Below are 1,758 nucleotides of genomic sequence, written 5' to 3'. Positions count from 1 at the left end.
AATCGCCTCCGTCGTGAGGATCATGTCGTGGAGGCTCCCGAGCTTCTTCGGGTTGTGATACGTCAGCCACGACGTACCCACAGCGACACGACGATCCTCGGGGGCTGCCGTCGCTGTCTCGGTCCCTGAGATGTCCCCAACGACGCCTGCTGCCCACGGTGGGACAGTCACGTCACCAGTCGGGGCGTATTTCGGGTTACACGGATCGGGCGTTCGCTTCGCAGAACACCCGTCGTTGACGACGGCTTCGTTGTCGTCAAGTTCGGGCGTGTCCGTACTCACGCTGCTCCCACCCGTTCAAAGGCGTCAAGCGATTCCATGATGGTCGCCGTCGGAAGCCGTACCTTCGCCTGACCTGCGAAGATGTCCTCGACGCGGCCGTTCTGTCCCTTGAACGGGCCTTCAAGTCGGCACTCTACCCGTTGCCCGACCTGTATTCGGTCTGGTGTATCGGGGGTTGGATCAGAATCCATACACCCCTCTGTTTGGGTTGTAAGTATAAAAAGATTGGTGTAACTACTGGTGTCGACGGAGCTGGACTGTCAGCCCCGTGGCGACGACGTTGAGCAGACACGCAATCGTCGCAGCGAGATACGTCGGCCAGTATTCGAAGGGCCACCAGCCGACCCACGCACCGACGACGTGGAGGATCATCGCCGTGACGCAGACGACCCACGTAAACATCGACATCGTCGTGGTGAACGCCTGAACGTCATCCATACAATTCACTCACCTCGGAGAGCATTGAGGGCGTGTAGTAGATCGCTGCGAGGCTGTTTGGACAGAACAACGTGTGCTCTGGAGATTCGTAGTCCTCCCCACAGACGAAACACGTCGTGTTCACCCCTTCCAGTTCAGCCATTGTGTGCTACCACGCGACAATTGCCCTCCTCAACGCGAGGGACACAGTTCTCACAGACCCAGTACGTCTCGCCGTTCGGGGATGTCGCCTCGGTCAGCGTCGTGTAGACTTGGCAGTTTTGGCAATGGCCTTCAGTCATTGTTACCGATCCCCTCACAGTCTGCGGCTCTCACCGCATCGATCTGGAACCACACCTCGCCTGTAATGACATCGTACGATGAACTATCGGGAATCTCACCGTGGTCGGCATCGAACAGTCCGTCAGCGTCGGAGTTTATTTCGTACGCATCTTCGGGATCAGGACCGAGGTATTCATCGGGGCTGTCTGTCTGAAGGAACCACGCACAGAGCCGCTCGAACGTGCCTACGGGGAGCGTCATCGTCCGTGGTTCATCCCACGAAACATCGTACTCCGTTATCTTCACGTAGCGGAGATCACGACGTGTGATGTCCAGTTCCTCGGCAGCGTGGTTGAGTGCGTCAGCCAGCCCATCTTCGGGTTCCTCTATCTCCGCCTCAACGTGGTGGCCGACAACAGGCACGTCGCTGAAAGTATCCTCCTCGTCACTCATCGTTGTCTCCCTCGGGGATTGTGACCTCCCGAGCCTCCAGAATCGTGTACGTCTCGTCTAACGCCTCAACACGGAGTCGACGCTGCTCATCGTTGAGGTGAGAGGTGTCGGTGACGAAGCCAAACTGAACCATGTCCGTGTCGGGCGGCAGCTCCATCCCACCGAGGACATCTTCGACGTTCATTGGTAGTGACGGTCGCGATCAGGCCGTGGGGTGTACCACGGCGCGTCGACGTTGGTTCCTGGTTGGATCGGCTCCTCGATTAACTGCTGGCGGGTCTGTGTGTAACGTCCCCTCATCCGTTGATCACCAGCCACGCTGTG

General features: G+C 58.4%; 6 protein-coding genes. All 6 read right to left on the bottom strand.

Features of this window, described 5'->3' with window-relative positions:
• Positions 1–282, bottom strand: a 282-nt coding sequence (locus tag EXE45_RS16515) for a hypothetical protein (RefSeq protein ID WP_137694966.1), incomplete at its 3' end; no start/stop codon positions are given.
• A complete protein-coding gene (locus EXE45_RS20795; protein WP_137694965.1) occupies positions 279–473 on the bottom strand; it encodes a hypothetical protein in 195 nt (64 codons plus the stop codon). The genes EXE45_RS20795 and EXE45_RS16515, both read right to left, overlap by 4 nt.
• Positions 474–516: 43 nt before the next feature.
• Entirely contained in the window at positions 517–720 is a 204-nt protein-coding gene (locus EXE45_RS16505) for a hypothetical protein (protein ID WP_137694964.1), read from the bottom strand.
• Positions 713–862 carry a hypothetical protein gene (locus EXE45_RS19760; RefSeq protein ID WP_158293431.1) on the bottom strand — a complete coding sequence of 50 codons (150 nt, stop codon included), beginning with the start codon at positions 860–862 and terminating at the stop codon, positions 713–715. The genes EXE45_RS16505 and EXE45_RS19760 overlap by 8 nt, the downstream gene beginning before the upstream one ends.
• A gap of 131 nt (positions 863–993) precedes the next feature.
• A complete protein-coding gene (locus EXE45_RS16500; RefSeq protein WP_137694963.1) occupies positions 994–1,434 on the bottom strand; it encodes a hypothetical protein in 441 nt (146 codons plus the stop codon).
• The gene (locus tag EXE45_RS16495) at positions 1,427–1,618 is read right to left on the bottom strand and encodes a hypothetical protein (RefSeq protein ID WP_137694962.1); all 192 of its coding nucleotides are present in this window, start codon (positions 1,616–1,618) and stop codon (positions 1,427–1,429) included. Before EXE45_RS16495 ends, EXE45_RS16500 begins: the two co-directional genes overlap by 8 nt.
• Positions 1,619–1,758 lie beyond the last annotated feature (140 nt).

Origin of the sequence: Halorubrum sp. SP9, assembly GCF_005435015.1 — an archaeon.
Lineage (GTDB): Archaea > Halobacteriota > Halobacteria > Halobacteriales > Haloferacaceae > Halorubrum > Halorubrum sodomense.
Note: the sequence above shows the minus strand (reverse complement) of the source record. Positions and strands in the feature narration are given on the sequence as shown.